Source organism: Streptomyces chrestomyceticus JCM 4735 (genome assembly GCF_003865135.1).
GTDB classification, from domain to species: domain Bacteria; phylum Actinomycetota; class Actinomycetes; order Streptomycetales; family Streptomycetaceae; genus Streptomyces; species Streptomyces chrestomyceticus.
This window is the reverse complement of the sequence record NZ_BHZC01000001.1, coordinates 3,902,076-3,920,467: the sequence shown is the minus strand read 5'-3', so window position 1 is coordinate 3,920,467 and position 18,392 is coordinate 3,902,076. Positions and strand designations below refer to the sequence as shown.

Annotated in this window: 17 protein-coding genes; 9 read left to right on the top strand and 8 right to left on the bottom strand. The window is 73.3% G+C overall.

The window, feature by feature from the left end:
- The first annotated feature begins 50 nt into the window (after nt 1–50).
- A complete protein-coding gene (locus tag EJG53_RS16380) occupies nt 51–1,541 on the top strand; it encodes an alanine/glycine:cation symporter family protein (protein ID WP_125045461.1) in 1,491 nt (496 codons plus the stop codon).
- Here the strand turns inward: EJG53_RS16380 and EJG53_RS16375 are convergent.
- The 3 genes from EJG53_RS16375 to EJG53_RS16365 form a co-directional block, all read right to left on the bottom strand.
- Entirely contained in the window at nt 1,538–3,022 is a 1,485-nt protein-coding gene (locus EJG53_RS16375; RefSeq protein ID WP_125045460.1) for a PTS transporter subunit EIIC, read from the bottom strand. The two genes, EJG53_RS16380 and EJG53_RS16375, sit on opposite strands and share 4 nt — an antisense overlap.
- Before the next feature lie 62 nt (nt 3,023–3,084).
- A complete protein-coding gene (gene murQ / locus EJG53_RS16370; protein ID WP_125045459.1) occupies nt 3,085–4,044 on the bottom strand; it encodes an N-acetylmuramic acid 6-phosphate etherase in 960 nt (319 codons plus the stop codon).
- Between the two features lie 111 nt (nt 4,045–4,155).
- Nucleotides 4,156–5,103, bottom strand: coding sequence for a MurR/RpiR family transcriptional regulator (locus EJG53_RS16365; protein ID WP_031001657.1), 948 nt, complete (start codon nt 5,101–5,103; stop codon nt 4,156–4,158).
- 152 nt (nt 5,104–5,255) lie between these two features.
- Here EJG53_RS16365 and EJG53_RS16360 point away from each other — a divergent pair, with 152 nt between their 5' ends.
- Nucleotides 5,256–5,618 carry a hypothetical protein gene (locus EJG53_RS16360; protein WP_125045458.1) on the top strand — a complete coding sequence of 121 codons (363 nt, stop codon included), beginning with the start codon at nt 5,256–5,258 and terminating at the stop codon, nt 5,616–5,618.
- 1 nt (nt 5,619) lies between these two features.
- Nucleotides 5,620–5,901 carry a DUF4031 domain-containing protein gene (locus EJG53_RS16355; RefSeq protein ID WP_125045457.1) on the top strand — a complete coding sequence of 94 codons (282 nt, stop codon included), beginning with the start codon at nt 5,620–5,622 and terminating at the stop codon, nt 5,899–5,901.
- A 130-nt stretch (nt 5,902–6,031) separates the two neighbouring features.
- Here the strand turns inward: EJG53_RS16355 and EJG53_RS16350 are convergent, their stop codons facing one another.
- Complete coding sequence (locus EJG53_RS16350) at nt 6,032–7,339, bottom strand: Cmx/CmrA family chloramphenicol efflux MFS transporter (protein WP_125045456.1); 1,308 nt, start codon at nt 7,337–7,339, stop codon at nt 6,032–6,034.
- Between the two features lie 260 nt (nt 7,340–7,599).
- Between EJG53_RS16350 and EJG53_RS16345 the strand changes: the two genes are divergently transcribed.
- Both EJG53_RS16345 and EJG53_RS16340 read left to right on the top strand, forming a co-directional pair.
- On the top strand, nt 7,600–8,082 hold the full coding sequence (locus EJG53_RS16345) for a DUF2243 domain-containing protein (RefSeq protein ID WP_125045455.1): 483 nt from the start codon (nt 7,600–7,602) through the stop codon (nt 8,080–8,082).
- Nucleotides 8,079–8,903, top strand: coding sequence for a cytochrome c oxidase assembly protein (locus tag EJG53_RS16340; RefSeq protein ID WP_125045454.1), 825 nt, complete (start codon nt 8,079–8,081; stop codon nt 8,901–8,903). Before EJG53_RS16345 ends, EJG53_RS16340 begins: the two co-directional genes overlap by 4 nt.
- On the opposite strand, the gene EJG53_RS16335 is transcribed toward EJG53_RS16340, so the two are convergent.
- Nucleotides 8,890–9,621, bottom strand: a complete 732-nt coding sequence (locus EJG53_RS16335; RefSeq protein WP_174856417.1) for an HD domain-containing protein — start codon at nt 9,619–9,621, stop codon at nt 8,890–8,892. The genes EJG53_RS16340 and EJG53_RS16335 overlap by 14 nt on opposite strands.
- Nucleotides 9,622–9,805: 184 nt before the next feature.
- Between EJG53_RS16335 and EJG53_RS16330 the strand changes: the two genes are divergently transcribed.
- The gene (locus EJG53_RS16330; RefSeq protein ID WP_125045453.1) at nt 9,806–10,510 is read left to right on the top strand and encodes a copper homeostasis protein CutC; all 705 of its coding nucleotides are present in this window, start codon (nt 9,806–9,808) and stop codon (nt 10,508–10,510) included.
- Here EJG53_RS16330 and EJG53_RS16325 read toward each other — a convergent pair.
- On the bottom strand, nt 10,507–11,748 hold the full coding sequence (locus EJG53_RS16325) for an MFS transporter (RefSeq protein WP_125045452.1): 1,242 nt from the start codon (nt 11,746–11,748) through the stop codon (nt 10,507–10,509). The genes EJG53_RS16330 and EJG53_RS16325 overlap by 4 nt on opposite strands.
- A 135-nt stretch (nt 11,749–11,883) precedes the next feature.
- Between EJG53_RS16325 and EJG53_RS16320 the strand changes: the two genes are divergently transcribed.
- On the top strand, nt 11,884–12,249 hold the full coding sequence (locus EJG53_RS16320; RefSeq protein WP_218041918.1) for an ArsR/SmtB family transcription factor: 366 nt from the start codon (nt 11,884–11,886) through the stop codon (nt 12,247–12,249).
- Between the two features lie 61 nt (nt 12,250–12,310).
- Here EJG53_RS16320 and EJG53_RS16315 read toward each other — a convergent pair whose 3' ends face one another.
- Complete coding sequence (locus EJG53_RS16315; protein WP_125049406.1) at nt 12,311–14,389, bottom strand: HelD family protein; 2,079 nt, start codon at nt 14,387–14,389, stop codon at nt 12,311–12,313.
- A 495-nt stretch (nt 14,390–14,884) separates the two neighbouring features.
- On the opposite strand from EJG53_RS16315, the gene EJG53_RS16310 reads away from it, so the two are divergent.
- On the top strand, nt 14,885–15,076 hold the full coding sequence (locus EJG53_RS16310; protein ID WP_125045450.1) for a hypothetical protein: 192 nt from the start codon (nt 14,885–14,887) through the stop codon (nt 15,074–15,076).
- A 339-nt stretch (nt 15,077–15,415) separates the two neighbouring features.
- Nucleotides 15,416–16,657, top strand: coding sequence for a glycosyltransferase 87 family protein (locus EJG53_RS16305; RefSeq protein WP_371858800.1), 1,242 nt, complete (start codon nt 15,416–15,418; stop codon nt 16,655–16,657).
- A 75-nt stretch (nt 16,658–16,732) separates the two neighbouring features.
- Here EJG53_RS16305 and EJG53_RS16300 read toward each other — a convergent pair whose 3' ends face one another.
- Nucleotides 16,733–18,376, bottom strand: coding sequence for a DNA repair helicase XPB (locus EJG53_RS16300; RefSeq protein WP_125045449.1), 1,644 nt, complete (start codon nt 18,374–18,376; stop codon nt 16,733–16,735).
- Nucleotides 18,377–18,392 lie beyond the last annotated feature (16 nt).

Here is an 18,392-nt window from a genome sequence, read left to right as displayed (position 1 = left end):
GATCTTCCGCGATGGCCGTCCCCGTACCCGGACGCCCCGCAAGGACGCCCATGAGCACGCTCGATTCGCTGATCGTCGCAGTCAACGACGGTCTCTGGACCTATTTGCTGATCCCGCTGGTGGTCTGCGCCGGTCTGTACTTCACGGTCCGCTCCCGGGCCGTGCAACTGCGGCTCTTCCCGGAGATGCTGCGCGTGCTCAAGGACAGGTCGGAGCCCAGGGCGGACGGCTCCAAACCGGTCTCGTCCTTCGGTGCCTTCACCATCTCGGCGGCCGCACGGGTCGGTACGGGCAACATCGCGGGCGTCGCCACCGCCATCACCCTCGGCGGGGCGGGCGCGGTGTTCTGGATGTGGGTGATGGCGGTCGTCGGCGGTGCCTCGGCGTTCGTCGAGTCGGCGCTGGCCCAGCTCTACAAGGTCCGCGACACCAAGGACCGGGACGGTGCGGGCTCCGGTACGTACCGTGGCGGCCCCGCCTACTACATGCAGCGCGGGCTCGGGAAGCGCTGGCCCGGTGTGCTGTTCGCGGTCGCCATCACCGTGACCTTCGGGTTCGTCTTCAACGCCGTGCAGTCCAACACGATCACCTCGGTCGCCTCCGGGTCCGTCTCCGGCAGCGGTGCGTCGTGGTTCGCCCCGGCGGTCGGCCTGCTGCTGGCCGTCCTGCTGGGCGTCGCGATCTGCGGCGGTGTCCGCCGCATCACCTCCGTTACGACCGTCCTCGTACCGGTCATGGCCGTCGTCTACCTGCTGCTGGGCACCGCCGTCGTCCTCCTCAACCTCGGCGACCTGCCGCGGGTCTTCGGCGACATCGTCGGCGGCGCGTTCGGCTTCAAGGAGCTGACGGCCGGCGGGATCGGCGCGGCGATCCAGCAGGGCGTACGGCGCGGCATGTTCTCCAACGAGGCGGGCCTGGGCTCGGCGCCCAACGCGGGCGCCGCCGCCGAGGTCACCCACCCGGTCAAGCAGGGGCTCGTCCAGTCCCTCGGCGTCTTCTTCGACACCCTGCTGATCTGCTCGATGACCGCCTTCATCATCCTGACGACCACCCCGGAGCTGGGCGGGCGGCAGGGCGCCGACCTCACCCAGTCCGCGCTGACCGACACGCTCGGCGGCTGGGCCGGTCACGTGCTGACGGCCGTCGTCTTCCTGCTCGCCTTCAGTTCCATGATCGGGAACTACTACTACGGCGAGTCCAACATCGGCTTCATGACGCGGCGCACCTGGGTCCTGCCCGTCTACCGTGCCCTCGTCCTCGCGGTCGTCTTCCTCGGCGCGCTGGGCTCGGTGAGCGTCATCTGGAACCTCGCCGACGTCTTCATGGGCCTCATGGCCCTGATCAACCTGCTGGCCATCATCCCCCTCTCGGCCATCGCCTTCCGCCTCCTGGACGACTACACGGCCCAGCGCCGCTCCGGCCTCGACCCGGTCTTCACCCGGTCCCGGATGCCGGACCTGACGGGGGTGGAGTGCTGGCCGGACGCTCCGGCGGCGTCCGAGCGCCGTGAGACAGCGGGGGCAGGAGCGGGGGCGGCCTAGCCTCCGGCGGCTACCGGTTCCGTGGCCGCGTTCAGGTCCGTCAGGGCCTGCTTGCCGAAGCCGAAGAAGTACGTCGCCAGGAAGCCCACCGCGTAGCCGACGAGCAGGCCGGCGGCGTAGACGGTGAGGGTGGCGCCGAGCGGCTGGTTGCCCTTGAGGAGGGGGAACAGGGCCCAGCCCGACGGGCCGATGGCGGTGGCGCCGGCCGTCGTGCCGAGCTGGTTGAACAGGCCCACGAAGCCGCCGCCGAACGCGCCGCCCACGCAGGCGGTGACGAACGGGCGGCCCAGCGGCAGCGAGACACCGTAGATGAGCGGTTCGCCGACACCGAGGAACCCGGCGGGCAGCGCGGACCTGACGGTCGCACGGATCGAGCGGTTGCCGGGCAGGCGGACGTAGACCGCGAGGGCGGCGCCCACCTGGCCGGCGCCGGCCATCGCGAGGACGGGCAGCAGCACCGTGTAGCCCTGCTGCTCGATGAGCGTGGTGTGGATGGGGATCAGGGCCTGGTGCAGGCCGAGCATGACGAGCGGGAGGAAGAGGCCGCCGAGCAGGAAGCCGGCCGCGGCGCCGCCGTGGGCGAGCAGCCAGTTCGCGCACGTACCGATGGCGGTGGAGACCTCGCCGGCCACGAACATCAGGCCGAAGAGCGTGACCAGGCCGGAGACCAGCACGGTCACGGTGGGGGTGACCAGGACGTCGAGCGCCTCGGGGACGTACCTGCGGCACGCCTTCTCGACCTGTACGGCGAGCAGCGCCGCGCCCAGGGCGCCGAGAACCCCGCCCTGGCCGGGCGAGAGCTGCTGGCCGAAGGCGCTCACCTGGGCGACACCCGCGTACACGATGATCGCGGCGACCGCGCCGCCCAGGACGGGCGTGCCGCCGAACTCCTTCGCGGTGTGGTACCCGACGAAGACCGCGATCAGGGACATGAAGCCGGAGGCGGTGGCGGCCAGCGCCGGGACGAGGGCGGGCAGCAGGCCGAAGTTGGTCAGCAGGCCGTTCAGTCCGGCGATGATGCCGCAGCCGATGAGGGCGGGGATCAGCGGGACGAAGATGTCGGCGATCCGGCGGAGGAAGAGTTTGACCGGGGTCGCGTTACGGGCCTTCTGGCGGGCTTTGAGGGCGGCGCCCTGGGCGGCGAGTTCTTCGGCGGTGGAGAGGGCGGGACCGGTGGGGTCCGCTGTGGCGGGAGGTTCTGGCGGGGCGGGTGGCGCGTCCCGTCCGGCCTCGACCAGGGCGGCGAACTCCGGGGTGACGCGGGCGACCGTGCCCGGTCCCAGCACGATCTGGTACGTGTCGTCCTCCACCACGCCCAGGACGGCGGGCAGTGCCTTCAGGGCGGCGTCCTGGACCAGCGAGCGGTCCGCGACGCCGAGGCGCAGCCGGGTCATGCAGTGGGTGACGGACGTGACGTTGGCGGCGCCGCCGACCAGGGGGAGGATCGCGGCGGCGGTGGCGCGGTTCTTCTCATCGGACATGGTGGTGCCTTGCTGTGCGGGTGGGTCGGCCGGAGCGGGCTGGTGGCGGGGCGCCTGGCGGGTCAGCCGCTCGGGGAGGGCGGGGTGTGCAGGGCGGTGTGCAGCGCGGCCCTGAGGTGGCCTCGGGAGCCGTCCAGCAGCCGGGCCGCCGTGGGCCCGTCGACCCCGGCCAGGACGACCAGGATGGCGTTCTTGACCTTCCCGTCGGTGGCGGCGAGCGCGGCCTCGATCTCCGGGTCGCCGGCGCCGGTGGCCAGCGCCACGATGCGGCGCGAGCGGGCCCGCAGCTTCTCGTTGGAGGCGCGGACGTCGACCATCAGGTTTCCGTAGGTCTTGCCCAGCCGGATCATGGTGATGGTCGAGAGCATGTTGAGGACCAGCTTCTGCGCCGTACCGGCCTTCAGGCGGGTGGAGCCGGTGAGGAGTTCGGGTCCGACGACGACCTCGATGCCGTGGTCGGCGGCCGCGGCCAGCGCCGAACCCGCGTTGCAGGACAGGCCGACGGTCAGCGCGCCGCAGGCCGTGCGGGCGTGCTCGACGGCGCCGACGGCGTACGGGGTGCGGCCGGAGGCGGAGACGCCGACCACCGTGTCGTCGGCGGTCAGGCCCAGCGCGTCCAGGTCGGCGGCGGCCAGCTCCTTGCTGTCCTCGGCGCCCTCGACGGCGGCGACCATGGCGGTGGGGCCGCCCGCGATCAGGCCCACGACCTCGGACGGGTCGGTGTTGAAGGTGGGCGGGCACTCGCTGGCGTCCAGCACGCCGAGGCGGCCGGCCGTGCCCGCGCCCGCGTAGACCAGCCGGCCGCCGCGGGCCATCCGCTCGGCGGTGGCGTCGATGGCGGCGGCGATCTCGGGGAGCCGGTCGGCGACGGCGGCGGGGACGGTGGCGTCCTCGCCGTTCATCGTGCGGGCGATCTCCAGGGTGGACAGCCGGTCGATCTCGGCGAGTTCGGGCCGGAAGGCCTCGGTGGTGAGTGTGTCGAGCTGGGCGCGCAGTTGTGCGTACTCGGCGGGGGAGGTCATGGCGGTGGCGGCTCTTTCCGGGCGCGTACGGCTCGGTACGGGCGCGTACGGCTCTGTACGGGGGCGCGGGAGGCGATGGACCTGTACGGCCGGCCGGTGGCCGGGCCGGGGTCAGCGGTGGGGCGTCCGGGGCGAGTGGCGGTGGGCGAGCGCTTCGTAGGAGGCGGACAGGGCGGGCGCCGCCGTCTCGTACGTACGCTGTGCGACGCCCACGAACAGGCAGTCCACCACGAGCAGTTGGCTGGTGCGCGAGGACATGGCGGCGGGGCGCAGCTCGCTCTCCCGGGCCGTGGACGTGGTGAGGACGTGATCGGCGTACGAGGCGATGCCGCCGTCCGGGCGGCCGGTGATCGCGATGGTCGTCGCACCCCGGTCGAAGGCCACCCGCAGCGGTTCTATGACGTCGGTCGTACGCCCCGAATGGGTGATCGCGATGGCCACGTCACCGGCGCGCATCTGGACCGCGTTGGTCACGGCGAGGTGCGGGTCGGAGTGGGCGTGCGCGATCAGGCCGATCCGCAGCAGCTTCTGGACCAGGTCCTGGCCGACGAGGTTGGAGGCGCCGATGCCGTACACGTCGATGCGCCGGGCCGCGGCCAGCGCGCCGACCGCGGCCTCCAGTTGCGTCAGGTCCAGTCCGGCCGCGGTGTCGGCCAGGCACTGCTGCTCCTCCTGGGCCAGCTTCGCGACCACGTCGGGGAGCGCGTCGTCGACCGCTATGTCGGCGGTGACGGCGGGCGCGCGGCCGGTGGCCTGCTGGGTGGCGAGGGCGGCCAGCGCGATGCGCAGGTCGCGGTAGCCCGGGTAGCCGAGCAGGCGGGAGGTCCGTACGACGGTGGCCTCGCTGGTGCCCGTACGTTCCGCGAGGCCGGTGACGGTGAGCGCGGCGCAGCCGGCCGGGTCGCCCGCGACCGCCTCCGCGACCCGCTGCATGGAGCGGGTCATGGACGGCGCCAGCGTGCGCACCTTGGCGGCCAGGGCCGCGGGGGCGGGCGGGCCCGGGGCGGCCCGGACGGCGGCGCCGGAGTCCTTGAAAGTTTCCTTCAGGTCGGGGCTCACGACTGAAAAGTAATTTCAGCGCCGGTCCGCGTCAATACCCGAGGGGTGCCGTGCCGTGCCGGGTGTCGGGTGCCGTGCCGGGTGTCGGGCGTCGGCGGCTGCCGGCGCGGGCAGCCGGAGCGGTTGTCAGTGGTGCGGGAGAGAATGGGGGCATGGAGCTCGAACAGGCACTGCACACGGCCCGCGCGCTGGTCCTCGCGGACCTGGTGGCGGGCGAAGTCGCCGACGCGGAGATCGTCTCGCTGGTCGAGGACTCCGTGACGCACCGCCGATGGTGGGTGGAGCAGTGGCCCGAGGGCGCCGAGTTCGTGGCCGGGCTGATAGCGCAGGACGTCCAGGACGCGCTCCTGGAGCGGTACGGCCGCTGGCCGCTGTGCCCCGTGTGCCTGCACGGCGGCGACCCGCACGCCCTCGACGTCGAGCCCGAGTTGGGCCCCGATCCGCACTGGGTCTGCCCCAAGACGGCGGTCTCGGTGGCCCGGGTCGGCTCGCTGGGCGCCACCCGGGGAGGCTGACATGGCCCTCTACATCGACCCGCCGACCTGGCCCGGGCACGGCCGGATGTGGTCCCACCTCGTCAGCGACGCCTCGTTCGAGGAACTGCACGCGTTCGCGGAGCGCATCGGCTGTCCCCGCAAGGCGTTCGACGGCGATCACTACGACATTCCGGCGGAGCGGCACGCGGACGCGGTGCGCGCGGGCGCGCTGGAGATCGGCAGCAAGGAACTGGTCCGCCGCCTGCGCGAGGCCGGCCTGCGCCGCCCGAAGAGCCGGGAGGGCGGGGTGGTGGGGCAGTAGGGGGCACAGGCGGAGGGGGAGCGACGGTAGAGGGCGGGTACCAGGCCGGTGCCGGGCCCGGATACGGCGAAGGCCCGCCCGGAATGCCGGGCGGGCCAGGTGGGGGCGCGGTGGGTGCGGGCGCGTGCCCTCAGCTCCGGTCCGAAGCCTCCACCGTCCCGGCCGCCTGCACCGTCCGGGCGGTCTCGGCCGTCTGGGCCGCGTCCACCGTCCCGGCGGTCCCGGCCGTGTGCGCCGTCGTCTGCTGCGGTGTGCCCGCCGAGGAGGCGACCAGGCGGGAGGTGCTCTTCGTGCGGTGCAGCCGCAGGGCGACGAGTGTGGTGGCGACGCCCAGCGCCGCGAGCGCCGAGGCCGTCCACGCGACGGCCGGGTAGCCCCAGCCGGCGCTGATGACGAGCCCGCCGAGCCACGGCCCGATGGTGTTGCCCAGGTTGAAGGCGGAGGTGGTGGTCGCGCCGGCCAGCGTCGGCGCGGCGGTCGCCACGTTGAACATCCGGGCGTTCAGGGCCGGTGCGGTGGCGAACGCGGTCACGCCGAGCAGCAGCGAGAGCGTGATGGCGGCGACGGAGTTCTGCGCGGTCAGGGCCAGGAGCGCCAGCACGGTGGCCGAGGCGCCGATGCCTCCGATGATCGTCCCGAAGGGGTGCGCGTCGGCGACGCGGCCGCCGACGAACGTACCGATCAGCGCGCCGACACCGAACAGCGCCAGTACGGTCGGCACGCTGCCCTCGGCCAGTCCGGCCGTGTCGGTGAGCAGCGGCGCCAGGTAGGAGAACAGCGCGAAGACCGCGGCGCCGTTCAGCGCGGTGCCGATCAGTGCCAGCCAGACCTGCTTGTCGCGGTAGATGCTCAGCTCGCGACGGAGCACGGGACGCTCGTCACCGGTCGGCACGGCCGTCCGCGGCACCAGCGCGATCACGCCGATCAGGCCGACCGCCGAGAGGACCGCGACGGCCCAGAAGGCGGACCGCCAGCCCGCGTGCTGCCCGAGCAGCGCGCCGGCCGGTACGCCCGCGATGTTGGCGATGCTCAGTCCGCCGACCATGACGGCCATCGCGCGGGCCCGCGCCGTGACCGGCACCAGCGACACCGCGACGGCCGCGCCGACCGCCCAGAACCCGGCGCAGGCGAGCGCGCTGACCACGCGGGAGACGAACAGCACGCCGTACGACGGTGCCACCGCGCCCGCGACCTGCCCGAGTCCGAAGACGGTGAGCAGGGCTATCAGCGTGGTGCGGCGGGGCAGTTGGAGGGTGGCGCCGGCGAGCACCGGCGCGCCGACCACCATGCCGATCGCGAAGGCGGAGACCAGGAGACCGGCCTGGGGAATGGTCACCCCCATGTCCCGGGCCAGGGGCTGGAGGATGCCCGACAGCATGAATTCGCTGGTGCCGAGGGCGAAGACGGAGAGTCCGAGGACGTAGACGGCGAGGGGCATGCGGGTGCGATCGGGATGGTCTTGCATGTCACGCACGAACAGTGCTGATGCGCATGACATTCCCGGGAGCGGTGCCGGTCCCGGAACGGTACCGGGCGGTTCCGGGCGGGTGGCCGGGTCGCGTCCCCACGGCGTTTCGCCCTCTCCGGCCCGGGTACCCCGGCGACTCCGCCCGGTCGGGCCCCGGCCCAGGCCCCGGCCCAGGCCCCGGCCCGCGACGGCGAGGAGGTCCGGATGAGGCGTACGGCGAGGAGGCCCGGATGAAACGTACGAGGACGGTGGCCAGCGGCGTGCTGACGGGCATCGGCACCGCCGCGTTCATCGACGAGACGGTGTTCCACCAACTGCTGCACTGGCACCACTTCTACGACAAGTCGACCACGGACGTCGGCCTGGTCTCCGACGGCCTGTTCCACGCCGGAAGCTGGCTCGCGATGGTGGCGGGCCTGGTGCTGTACGCGGACGTCCGGCGCCGCGGGAAGCTGGTGCCCCGGGCGTGGTGGGGCGGGCTGTGTCTGGGGCTGGGCGGGTTCCAGCTCTACGACGGAACGTTCCAGCACAAGGGGCTGGGCATCCACCAGATCCGGTACGGCGTGGATCTCGCGCCGTACGACTGGACGTGGAACGGGATCGCCGTACTGCTTCTGGCGGCCGGCGCACTCCTGCTGGTGCGCGCCTCCCGCGCGACTGCACGCACCACGTCGTCATACACCGCCCCGACCACCACCTCGCGCAGCCGATGACGGCTGCCGCCCTGCCCCCGGCCTTCACCGCGGCCGTCACCACCGCCGCCGTACTCGGCTGCCTCGCGTATCTGGCGGCGGCGGCCCGGCTGCGCGCTCGCGGGGACGCCTGGCCGTACGGGCGCGACGCGCTGTTCTGCGCGGGCGGTGCGGTCCTGGTGGCGGGCGTCGCCGAGCCCTGGGGCAGCGCTCCGCCGTTCACCGCGCACATGCTCACCCACCTGTGCGTGGGCATGGTGGCGCCGCTGCTCCTGGTCCTCGGCCGCCCCCTGACGCTGACCCTGCGCGCCGCGCCCGTACCCGTACGCCGCGGCCTCGTCGCCCTGACCCGCGCGCGCTGGGCGGCGGTTCCGGTGCTGCCGCCGGTGGCGGCCCTGCTCGACTTCGGCGGGCTGTGGCTGCTGTACCGCACCCCGCTGCTGTCCGTCAGCCACCACAGCGCTTGGCTGAACGCGGCCGTGCACCTGCACATCCTGCTTGCCGGCGTCCTGTTCTCCTTCGGGCTGCTCGCCCTGGACCCCGTACGCCACCGCCCCGGCATGGCCCTGCGGGCGGCCGTGCTGCTGGCGGCGGGCGCGGCGCACGCCGTTCTCGCCAAGTCCCTGTACGCGGCGGGCCCGCCCGGCACGTCCTTCGCCGCCGCCGACCTGCACCTGGCCTCGCAGGTCATGTACTACGGCGGTGATGCCGTCGAGTTGGCGCTGGCGGCTGTCGTGGCGTGCCGCTGGTACCGGGCCGAGGGCCGTGCCCTGCGGCGCGCGCGGCGCACGGACCGGCCGACGCCGCGCGGCACGACGGCGGCGGCCGCTACCCGGTGGTGAGCAGTTCCAGCTCGGTGGTCAGGTTGCGGCGGGCCACCCGCTCCCACTGCTGCTTGCCGTACGGCGTCCGGTACAGGCTCGCCATGTCCAGGAGGTGCCGCAGCACCTCGGCGCGCCCAGCGCGGAACTCCCGGTCCGGCACGAACCCGTACTCCTCGCGGACGGCGGCGGCGTAGGCCGCGTACTGCTCGGGCGCTCCGGCCAGGACCGCCAGGTCCGCGTCGCACAGGGCGGCGCCGTTGTGGTCGTCGGGCGCCGGGTCGTGGCCCGCGGTGAGGCGTACGAGGCGGGCGACCTCGGCCGTACATGCGGCGTCGATGCCCAGCTCGGGCAGCGCGCGCTCGGCGAGGGCGGCGCTGCGCTCCTCGTTCTCGGAGCGTTCGGGCCGGTAGACCGCGTCGTGGAACCAGGCGGCGAGGCGGACGGTGTCCCAGTCCACGGGGACCCCGGCGTCCAGGTCGGTCGCGTGCACGGCCAGCTCGTCGATGCGGTCCAGCACGGCGAGGAGGTGACCGGTCGTGTGGTACCGGCGCTGCGGCTCCGACCAGCGGCCGAGCAGGTTGTCCGCGTACGGGGCCGGGTCGGGGTCGGCGGGGCCGCTGCCGCCCCGGGCGCCGGCGACGGCGGTGGCCCAGCGGTGGTGCAGATCCGGGAACGGGTCGGCGCCGCCACCGAAGCGGGTGTGGGCCGTACCGGACGGAGGTGTCGTGCGAGCCATACGGCCCATTGTGCCCGGGGCGAGGTCAAGAGGGGGTTTCCGGTCGAGTACCGGGGCGTTGTGGTCCCGGTGGGCGGGTCGGCCCGTACTCTGGATATTGGACTAGACCTGTCGTCCTCTCGCTGTCCGTGTCGGCATCCCGTCCAGTCCTGCTGAAGTCGTCACGTCGAAGGAATGGGGACCCATGACCAAGCGCGCACTCCTGGAGGTGATCGCGCTCGATGCCGCCGACGCGGTGGCCGCCCAGGCCGGCGGTGCGGACCGCCTCGAACTCGTCAGCGACATGGCCGCCGACGGCCTCACCCCGTCGCCGCGGACCGTCGCGGCGGTCCGGGCGGCCGTCGACATCCCCGTACGGGTGATGCTGCGGGCGGCCGACGGCTTCGCGGCGGGCGACGTCGACGCCCTGTGCGCGTCGGCCGCCGCCCTGCGGGCCGAAGGGGCGGAGGAGTTCGTCTTCGGCTTCCTGGACGCGGCCGGCCGGCCGGACCTGGCCGCAGTACAGGCGCTGGCCGCCGCGGTCGACGGCTGCCGGTGGACGTTCCACCGGGCCATCGACCGGGCCGCCGACCGCGACGCGCTGCGCAAGGAACTGGCCGGGCTGCCCGGCCTCGACACGTACCTGACGGCGGGATCGCCGGCCGGTGTCGAGGACGGACTGCCGACGCTGCTGGCCGAGCGGGCCCGTACGGCGGAGGGCGAGCCCGGCTACGGGCCGCGGCTCCTGATCGGCGGCGGGCTGGTGCTCGCGCACCTGCCGGAGCTGCTGGCGGCCGGGGTGGACGCCTTCCACATCGGCGGCGCCGCCCGCCCCTCCGGCTGGGAAGCGCCGGTGGACGCGGGGGCCGTGGCGGCGTGGCGGGAGGCGCTGGAGGGGGTGCCGGTCTAGAGGCGGGCGGGGGAGGGGTGCTGCGGTTCCGTACGGGACCGCAGCACCCCTTCCGAAACCTCCCCGGCTCCCTCCGGCGTCGCCGCAGCCGTCGCGGTCTTCGCCCGCCGCCGTGTCGTCACCACCGCCGAGGTCAGGGCCAGCAGGGCGAGCACCCCCGACGCCAGCGGGAACCAGCGCGGCCCCAGCAGCCCGACGGCCACGCTGCCCGCGCCGCCGCCCGCAGCCATGCCCAGGTACAGGGCGCTGCTGTTGAGGGAGAGCAACAGGGGCGCGTCGGCCGGGGAGAGGGACGCCATCCGGTGGGCGAGCGAGACGGCCGTCGCCCAGGCGAAGAGGTGGACGACCAGGACGTACGCGAGGGAGCCCGCCATGGTGAGCGACAGCCAGGGCAGGGCGAGGTAGCCGGCCGCCGCCATGGCCACGCCGGTGACCATGACGGTCCGTACGCCCAGCCGGTCCACCGCCCGGCCGCCCAGCCAGCTTCCCGCGACCGAGGCCAGGCCCGCGACGAACATGATCAGGGTCAGCCGGCTCGCGTCATCGCCGGTGGCCGGGTGTACCGCCGTCGCCAGGAAGATGTAGACGCTCTGCACCGCGATGAAGAAGAGGAACGTGGTGCCGATGCCGCTCAGGACGCGGCGGTCGCGCAGCGGCACCAGGCGTTCGCGCAGGCCGGGCGCGGCCGTCGGGGCCGGGATGCCGCGCAGCAGTACGGCCAGGCCCGCGAGCGCCACGGCGCCCAGCGCGACGACGAGCCACATCGTCAGCCGCCAGTCGGCGTCGCCGATGTACGTGCCCAGGGGGACACCGAGCGCGGTGGCGACCGTCATCCCGCCCATCACCGTGGCCAGCGCGCGGCCGCGGCGCTCGGGCGGCGCGATCGAGGCGGCGGCCGCGCTGGCGGCCGGGGTGTAGAGCGCGGCGCCGGCCGCGGCGAGTACGCGGGTGGCGAGCAGCAGCGGGTAGGTGGGGGCGAGGGCGCTCAGCGCGTTGCCCAGGGTGAAGACGGTGAGGGCGGTGAGCAGCAGCCGCCGCCGCGGCCAGCGGGCCGTGAGGGCGGCGAGCGGCGGGGCGAGCACCGCGTACCCGAGGGCGAAGACGGTGACCAACTGGCCCGCGGCCGGTACGGAGATGTCCAGGTCGGCGGAGATGTCGCCGAGGAGGCCGGCCATCACCATGGTGTCGGTCCCGACGGCGAACGCGCCGAGGGCGAGCAGAAGCAGACGAAGACGCACGGGTGTCCTTCCCGGTACGGCGCGTGCGACGGACGGGCAGCCGCGACGCCGGGTAAAGTTTGATGTGCGTCAAACGATATGGATTGTTGGATGATTGTCAAACAGTCGGGGGCTCGGAAGGGAGAGGGGAACGCCGTGGCGGACGAGGAGGAAAAGCTGCTGCCGCAGCCGGACACCGCCGACATCGAGCTGGTCAAGGTGCTGCACGCGCTGGGTGACCCGACCCGGATGCACCTCTTCCGGGTCTACGCGTCGGGCGAGCAGCACGACTGCTCCTCCGAACGGCTGGGTCTGAGTCACCTGCACAAGTCGACGGTCTCCCACCACATGCGGATCATGCGCGAGGCCGGGCTCGCCTCGACCTGCGCCGTCGGGCGCAACCGCTACGTACGGCTGCGCCGCGCCGACCTCGACGCCCGGTTCCCCGGGCTGGTGGAGTCGCTGCTGGCGTCCCTGCCGCCGGTGGAGGCCCCGGAGCCCCCGGAGTCCCCGGAGCGGTGAGGGAACCGGCCGCAGGCGCCCGCGGGCCAGTGCGGCCAGTGCGGCCGGTACGGGAACCGGCTCAGGCGCCCGCGCCGAGCTGTTCCGGCAGGGCGGCCGCGTGGACCACCGTCAGCCCGGAGACCGCGCGGGTCAGGCAGACGTACAGGCGGCGCAGGCCGGTGCGTTCGTCCGGTTCGCCGCCGACGATCGCGGCGGGCTCGTCGACCACCACGTAGTCGTACTCCAGACCCTTGGCCAGAATGGCCGGGACCAGGGTCAGCCGGGCCTCCGCCGAGGTCTCCTCGCCGGGCGCCAGGACGGTCAGTCCCGCCGCTTCCAGCGCCGCGCCCAGGGCGGGCAGCCGGGCCTCGGCCGCGATCAGGCCGATCGAGCCTTCCTTCGCCAGCGCCTCGTGGCAGGCGGCAATGACCGCGTCGTCCAGCTCCGCCGACGGCACCGGCCGGATCGCGAAGTCCCCGGCGGACTCACGGATCGAGGTGGCCTCGGTCAGCTCGGGAGCGATCGCGGGCAGCAGCCGCGAGGCGTACGCGATCACCTCGCGCGGCACCCGGAAGCCGAGCGTCAGCTCCTCGATCCGCGCGCCCGGCTTGCCCAGGTGGGCCAGCGCCTCCTCCCACGTGTTCGTGGACCACGGCGTGGTGCCCTGCGCGATGTCGCCCAGGATCGTCGCCGAACCGGTCGTACAGCGCCGCCCCACCGCCCGGTACTGCATCGGCGACAGGTCCTGCGCCTCGTCCAGCACCACGTGCCCCAGGGAGTGCGTACGGGAGACGAGGTCCGCCGCCTCGTCGATCAGCACCGCGTCCGCCGCCGACCACTTGGCGCTCTTCACGCTGCGGGCCGGCTTCGCCCACAGGATCGTCTTCTGCTCCTCCGGTGTCAGGATGCCCTCCGCCTGCGCGGCCAGGAACTCCGCGTCGCACAGCAGCCGCAGCACCAGCTTCGCCGGGTCGACCGGCGGCCACACCTCCTTGACCACGGCCTTCACCGCCGCGTTGCGCGCCACCGCGTCCTGCACCCGGTCGTCCGGCGCCTCGCCCGCCTGCTCCATCCGTACGAGCACCGCGTGCGCGATGCGCTGCGGCAGGGCCTCCCGGGCCGCCCCGTACCGGATGTCGCGGCGCCGCAGCTCCTCGACGATCTCCTCGATCTCGTACGCCGGCACCCGCCAGCGCCGCGAACCGCGCACCACCACGCACGCCTCTTCCGGCTTGCGCACCTGCGACCACACCGCCCGCCGCAGCACCTCCGCCAGCCGCGCGTCCCCCTTGACCGTGGCCGCCGCCGCGTCGTCCGTGCCCCGCACCTCGACGTGCGCCACCAGGTCGTCGACGGTGGCCTGCTTGACCTCCAACTCGCCCAGCGCGGGCAGCACCTGCTCGATGTAGTGCAGGAACGAGCGGTTCGGACCGATGACGAGCGTGCCGGAGCGGGCCAGCCGCTCGCGGTGCGCGTACAGCAGGTAGGCGACCCGGTGCAGGCCCACCGCGGTCTTGCCGGTGCCCGGCGCCCCCTGGACGCAGACCGTGCCGCCGATCCCGGCGCGCACGATCTCGTCCTGCTCCGGCTGGATCGTCGCCACGATGTCGCGCATCGGCCCCACGCGGGGCCGTTCGATCTCGGTCTGGAGCAGCTTGCTGTGCTGTTCCGCCTCGGCCGGGTCGGTCAGGTGCTCGTCCTCGTACGCGGTCAGTTGCCCGCCGGTGTAGCCGAAGCGGCGGCGCAGCTTGAGGTCCATCGGGTCCTTCTTGGAGGCCCGGTAGAACGGCTGTGAGACCGGCGCGCGCCAGTCGATGACCATCGGGTCGCCGTCGGCGTCGTGCACGTGCCGGCGGCCGATGTAGAAGTTCTCGCCCGCCGCGCCCTCGGCCGCGTCCACGCCCGGGGCGTGCAGATAGTCCAGGCGGCCGAAGAACAGCGGGGTGTGGGCCAGGTCGGCGAGCGCCTTGATACGGGCGTCGACCTCGCCCTGGAGCACTTCGGCGTTGACCCAGTTCGCGGTGACGTCCGCGATGTTGAGCGCCTCGGCGTCCGCGCGCATGGCGCGCAGCGCCGCCCGGGAGGCGGCGAGGTGGGCGCGTTCGCGCTCCAGCGGGTCGGACCGGTCGTGGGTCTGGTCGTGGGCGTGCGAGGGCACGGTGTTGCCTCCGGCGGATCCGGCCACGGATGTACGTGACGGCGTGCTCGTACGTACTCGTAGGCGTCTGCAGATGCGGGTCGCGTGTCAGATGCGTTCAGATGCGTGAAGCGGGGAGCCGGCCGGTTTCCGTGCGGCCGGTGGCACTCCGCTCAGGCTCTGAGGGAGGCGGGCAGACCGGCGATTGTAGCCAGCAGGTATCCGGGGCGCCAACGGATTTCCGCGGCGGGGCGGCCGGTGGAGGCGGCCGGCGTGACGAGGGCGGGCCCGGCGGGCACCGCGACGATCCGCCGGACCCCCGGCCTTCCGTCCGGCTGACCCCCGACTTTCCGTCCGGCCCGCCCCTGACCTTCCGCCCGGGCGGACCCTGACTTTCCGCCCGGCCCCGTCCATCTCCCGTAGGGGGCGGGATAGGCCCTGGGGCTGACCGAAGACCTGTCAGGGATGGGTCCGTGGGCCGATGTGCCGGGCCCGCGCGAAAACCATCATGGAGGTATGAGCAGCGCAACCATCACCCCAGGCACCCTGCACCCGACCCACGGCGCCACCGCCCTCGGCCCGGACGCCGCCCACGCGCCGCACACCCACGAGCAGCGGCACATCGTCGGCAACGTCTTCCGCGCGGTCAAGGTCTTCGCCGCCGCCGCGGTCAGCGTCGTCCTCCTCGGGGAGTACGCGGACGACTGAGCCCGCGCTCCGGGCACACCGAGAACCACGTCGAGACCCGAGCACCGAGCACCCAGAACCCAGAACCCAGAACCCAGAACCAAGAAAAAAAGCAGGCCCTACCCGGCTCCTTTCCGCCCTCTCCAGCCCCCGGCTGATACCCAACCAGCATCCGGATGACCGGAAACCGTTACAAACAGTCGGTCTCGATCGACTAGCGTCGCCGCAGACAGCGTGCGTCCGCGACGAGGAGGGGCCAAACAAGTGTCTGCCGCCGAGGGGACGCGGTCGCTACCGCACAGACGGCCGTGGACGCGGCATCTCACGCGCCCGGACAAGAAGACGATCGCCGCAGCGGTACTGCTCCTGCTGTCCCTGGCCGGGCTGGCCGCCGTGTTCCGGCTGGTGAGCCTGTCCATGTCGGACATAGCGGTCTACCGCGCCGAAGGTGAGGCCGCGGCGACCGGCGGTGACCTGTACGGCTTCACCGTCACCGAGTGGAACCTCCCCGCGACGTACCCGCCCTTCGCGGCCCTGCTGTTCATCCCGACGACCTGGCTCCCGATCGGTGCTCTCAAGGTCGCCTCCGTCCTCGTCAACGTGGCCCTCGTCCCGGTCCTGCTGCACCTCTCGTACAAGGCCGCGTACACCCCCGGCACCGGCGGTTCCGCGGGCGCGTCCCGGCTGCGGCGCGCGCGGACCCTGCCCGTCGTGCTGGCCGCCACCGCGGTCGCCATCTGGCTCGAACCGTTCTTCCAGACCCTCGTCTTCGGGCAGATCAACATCGCGCTGACCTGCCTCGTCCTGTGGGACCTGGCCCGCCCGGACGGTGCGCGCCTGAAGGGCTTCGCGGTCGGCGTCGCCACCGGCGTCAAGCTCACCCCGGCGGTGTTCGCCGTCTACCTGCTGATCACCGGCCGGGTACGGGCCGCCTGCACCGCCCTGGCCGGTTTCGTCTGCTCCGTGCTGCTCGGCGTGCTCGTCCTGCCGGACGCCAGTGTCGAGTTCTGGACCCAGCGGATGTTCGAGACCGGCCGGGTCGGCAAGGCGTGGATCGTCGACAACCAGTCCTTGCAGGGCCTGCTGGCCCGCTGCCTGCACACCGAGGAACCGGGCCTGCTGTGGGCGGGCGCGGCCCTGTTGACCGGCATGGCCGGACTGCTCGTCGCCCGCCGGGTGTACGTGCGGCGCGGCCTGGACTCCTGGGGTGTGCTGTGCACCGCGGTCACGGCCCTGCTCGTCTCGCCGATCAGTTGGTCCCACCACTGGGTGTGGTGCGTACCGCTGCTGGTCACCCTCGGGGCGCACGTCCGCGGCGTACGGTGGCGCCGCGCGCTGCTGGTGGCCGTGGCGGTCCTCTTCACCGCCCGCACGATGTGGATACTCCCGCACCAGGGCGACCTCGACCTGCACCTCACCTGGTGGCAGCAGCCGCTGGCGGCCCCGTATCCGCTCCTGGGGCTGGCGATGCTGGCCGCGGTGGCCTGGTGGAGCCGCCGGGCCCCGGCCGCCCCGCTGGCCACTCTGGCCCGCCGCCCCTTCCCGCTGCCGCGCAGCGCCCGCCCGTCCCGCGAGCTGAGCACCCGCGTCCCCGAACGCTGAGCCCGGCCCGGGGCCGGGCAAGCGCCTTGACCGGTCGAGCGCCTCGACCGGTCAAGCGCCGAGTCGCCCTCCCCCTCAGTCCTCCGCAAGCAGCTCCGTCGCGTCCACGATCCGGTACGCGTACCCCTGCTCCGCCAGGAAGCGCTGCCGGTGCGCCGCGAAGTCCTGGTCCACGGTGTCGCGGGCGACGACCGAGTAGAACCGTGCCTCGTGCCCGTCCGCCTTGGGCCGCAGCACCCGCCCCAGCCGCTGCGCCTCCTCCTGCCGGGACCCGAACGTGCCCGACACCTGGATCGCGACCGTCGCCTCCGGCAGGTCGATGGAGAAGTTCGCGACCTTGGAGACGACCAGGACGGAGATCTCCCCCTCCCGGAACGCGTCGAAGAGCTTCTCGCGCTGCGCGTTGGTCGTCTCCCCCTTGATGACCGGCGCGTCCAGGTGCTCACCCAGCTCGTCGAGCTGGTCGATGTACTGCCCGATCACCAGGGTCTGCTCGCCCTGGTGCCGCCGGACCAGCGCCTCGGTCACACTCTGCTTGCTGGCCGTCGTCGCGCAGTACCGGTACTTCTCCTCCGGCTCGGCCGTCGCGTACGCCAGCCGCTCCGACTCGGTCAGGCTGACCCGCACCTCGACACAGTCCGCCGGCGCGATGTACCCCTGCGCCTCGATCTCCTTCCACGGCGCGTCGAAGCGCTTCGGGCCGATCAGCGAGAAGACGTCCGACTCGCGCCCGTCCTCCCGTACGAGGGTCGCGGTCAGCCCCAGCCGCCGCCGCGCCTGGAGATCGGCCGTGAACTTGAAGACCGGCGCGGGCAGCAGATGCACCTCGTCGTAGACGATCAGGCCCCAGTCCCGCGAGTCGAACAGCTCCAGGTGCGGGTAGACGCCCTTCCGCTTGGTCGTCAGCACCTGGTACGTGGCGATGGTGACCGGCCGGATCTCCTTCTTCGTCCCGCTGTACTCGCCGACCTCGTCCTCGGTCAGCGAGGTCCGCTTCACCAGCTCGTGCTTCCACTGCCGCGCCGAGACGGTGTTGGTGACCAGGATCAGCGTGGTCGCCTTGGCCCGCGCCATCGCACCGGCCCCCACCAGCGTCTTCCCGGCGCCACAGGGCAGGACGACCACACCCGACCCGCCGTGCCAGAACCCCTCGACGGCCTGCTGCTGGTACGGCCGCAGCGCCCACCCCGACTCGTCCAGCTCGATCGGATGCGCCTCACCGTCCACATACCCGGCCAGGTCCTCCGCCGGCCAGCCCAGCTTGAGCAGCGTCTGCTTGATCTGCCCGCGCTCCGACGGATGCACCACCACCGTGTCCGGGTCCAGCCGCGCCCCCACCAGCGGCTGCACCTTCTTCGACCGCAGGACCTCCTCCAGCACCGGCCGGTCGGTGGTGGTGAGCACCAGCCCGTGCGCCGGGTGCTTGCTCAGCGTCAGCCGCCCGTACCGCGACATCGTCTCGGCGATGTCCACCAGCAGCGCGTGCGGCACGGGGTAGCGCGAGAACCCGACCAACGCGTCCACGACCTGCTCGGCGTCGTGCCCGGCGGCCCGCGCGTTCCACAGCCCGAGCGGCGTCACCCGGTACGTGTGCATGTGCTCGGGCGCCCGCTCCAGCTCGGCGAACGGCGCGATGGCCCGCCGGCACGCCTCCGCCTGCTCGTGGTCGACTTCCAGCAGCAGCGTCTTGTCGCTCTGGACGATGAGAGGTCCGTTCACGCGCCTCGCCTTTCGC

Excerpts from the sequence above, each read along its gene's own strand:
- EJG53_RS16380 (WP_125045461.1), top strand. The coding sequence starts at position 51 with ATGAGCACGCTCGATTCGCTGATCGTCGCAGTCAACGACGGTCTCTGG.
- EJG53_RS16375 (WP_125045460.1), bottom strand. The coding sequence starts at position 3,022 with ATGTCCGATGAGAAGAACCGCGCCACCGCCGCCGCGATCCTCCCCCTG.
- murQ (WP_125045459.1), bottom strand. The coding sequence starts at position 4,044 with ATGACCTCCCCCGCCGAGTACGCACAACTGCGCGCCCAGCTCGACACA.
- EJG53_RS16360 (WP_125045458.1), top strand. The coding sequence starts at position 5,256 with ATGGAGCTCGAACAGGCACTGCACACGGCCCGCGCGCTGGTCCTCGCG.
- EJG53_RS16355 (WP_125045457.1), top strand. The coding sequence starts at position 5,620 with ATGGCCCTCTACATCGACCCGCCGACCTGGCCCGGGCACGGCCGGATG.
- EJG53_RS16350 (WP_125045456.1), bottom strand. The coding sequence starts at position 7,339 with ATGCCCCTCGCCGTCTACGTCCTCGGACTCTCCGTCTTCGCCCTCGGC.
- EJG53_RS16345 (WP_125045455.1), top strand. The coding sequence starts at position 7,600 with ATGAAACGTACGAGGACGGTGGCCAGCGGCGTGCTGACGGGCATCGGC.
- EJG53_RS16340 (WP_125045454.1), top strand. The coding sequence starts at position 8,079 with ATGACGGCTGCCGCCCTGCCCCCGGCCTTCACCGCGGCCGTCACCACC.
- EJG53_RS16335 (WP_174856417.1), bottom strand. The coding sequence starts at position 9,621 with ATGGCTCGCACGACACCTCCGTCCGGTACGGCCCACACCCGCTTCGGT.
- EJG53_RS16330 (WP_125045453.1), top strand. The coding sequence starts at position 9,806 with ATGACCAAGCGCGCACTCCTGGAGGTGATCGCGCTCGATGCCGCCGAC.
- EJG53_RS16310 (WP_125045450.1), top strand. The coding sequence starts at position 14,885 with ATGAGCAGCGCAACCATCACCCCAGGCACCCTGCACCCGACCCACGGC.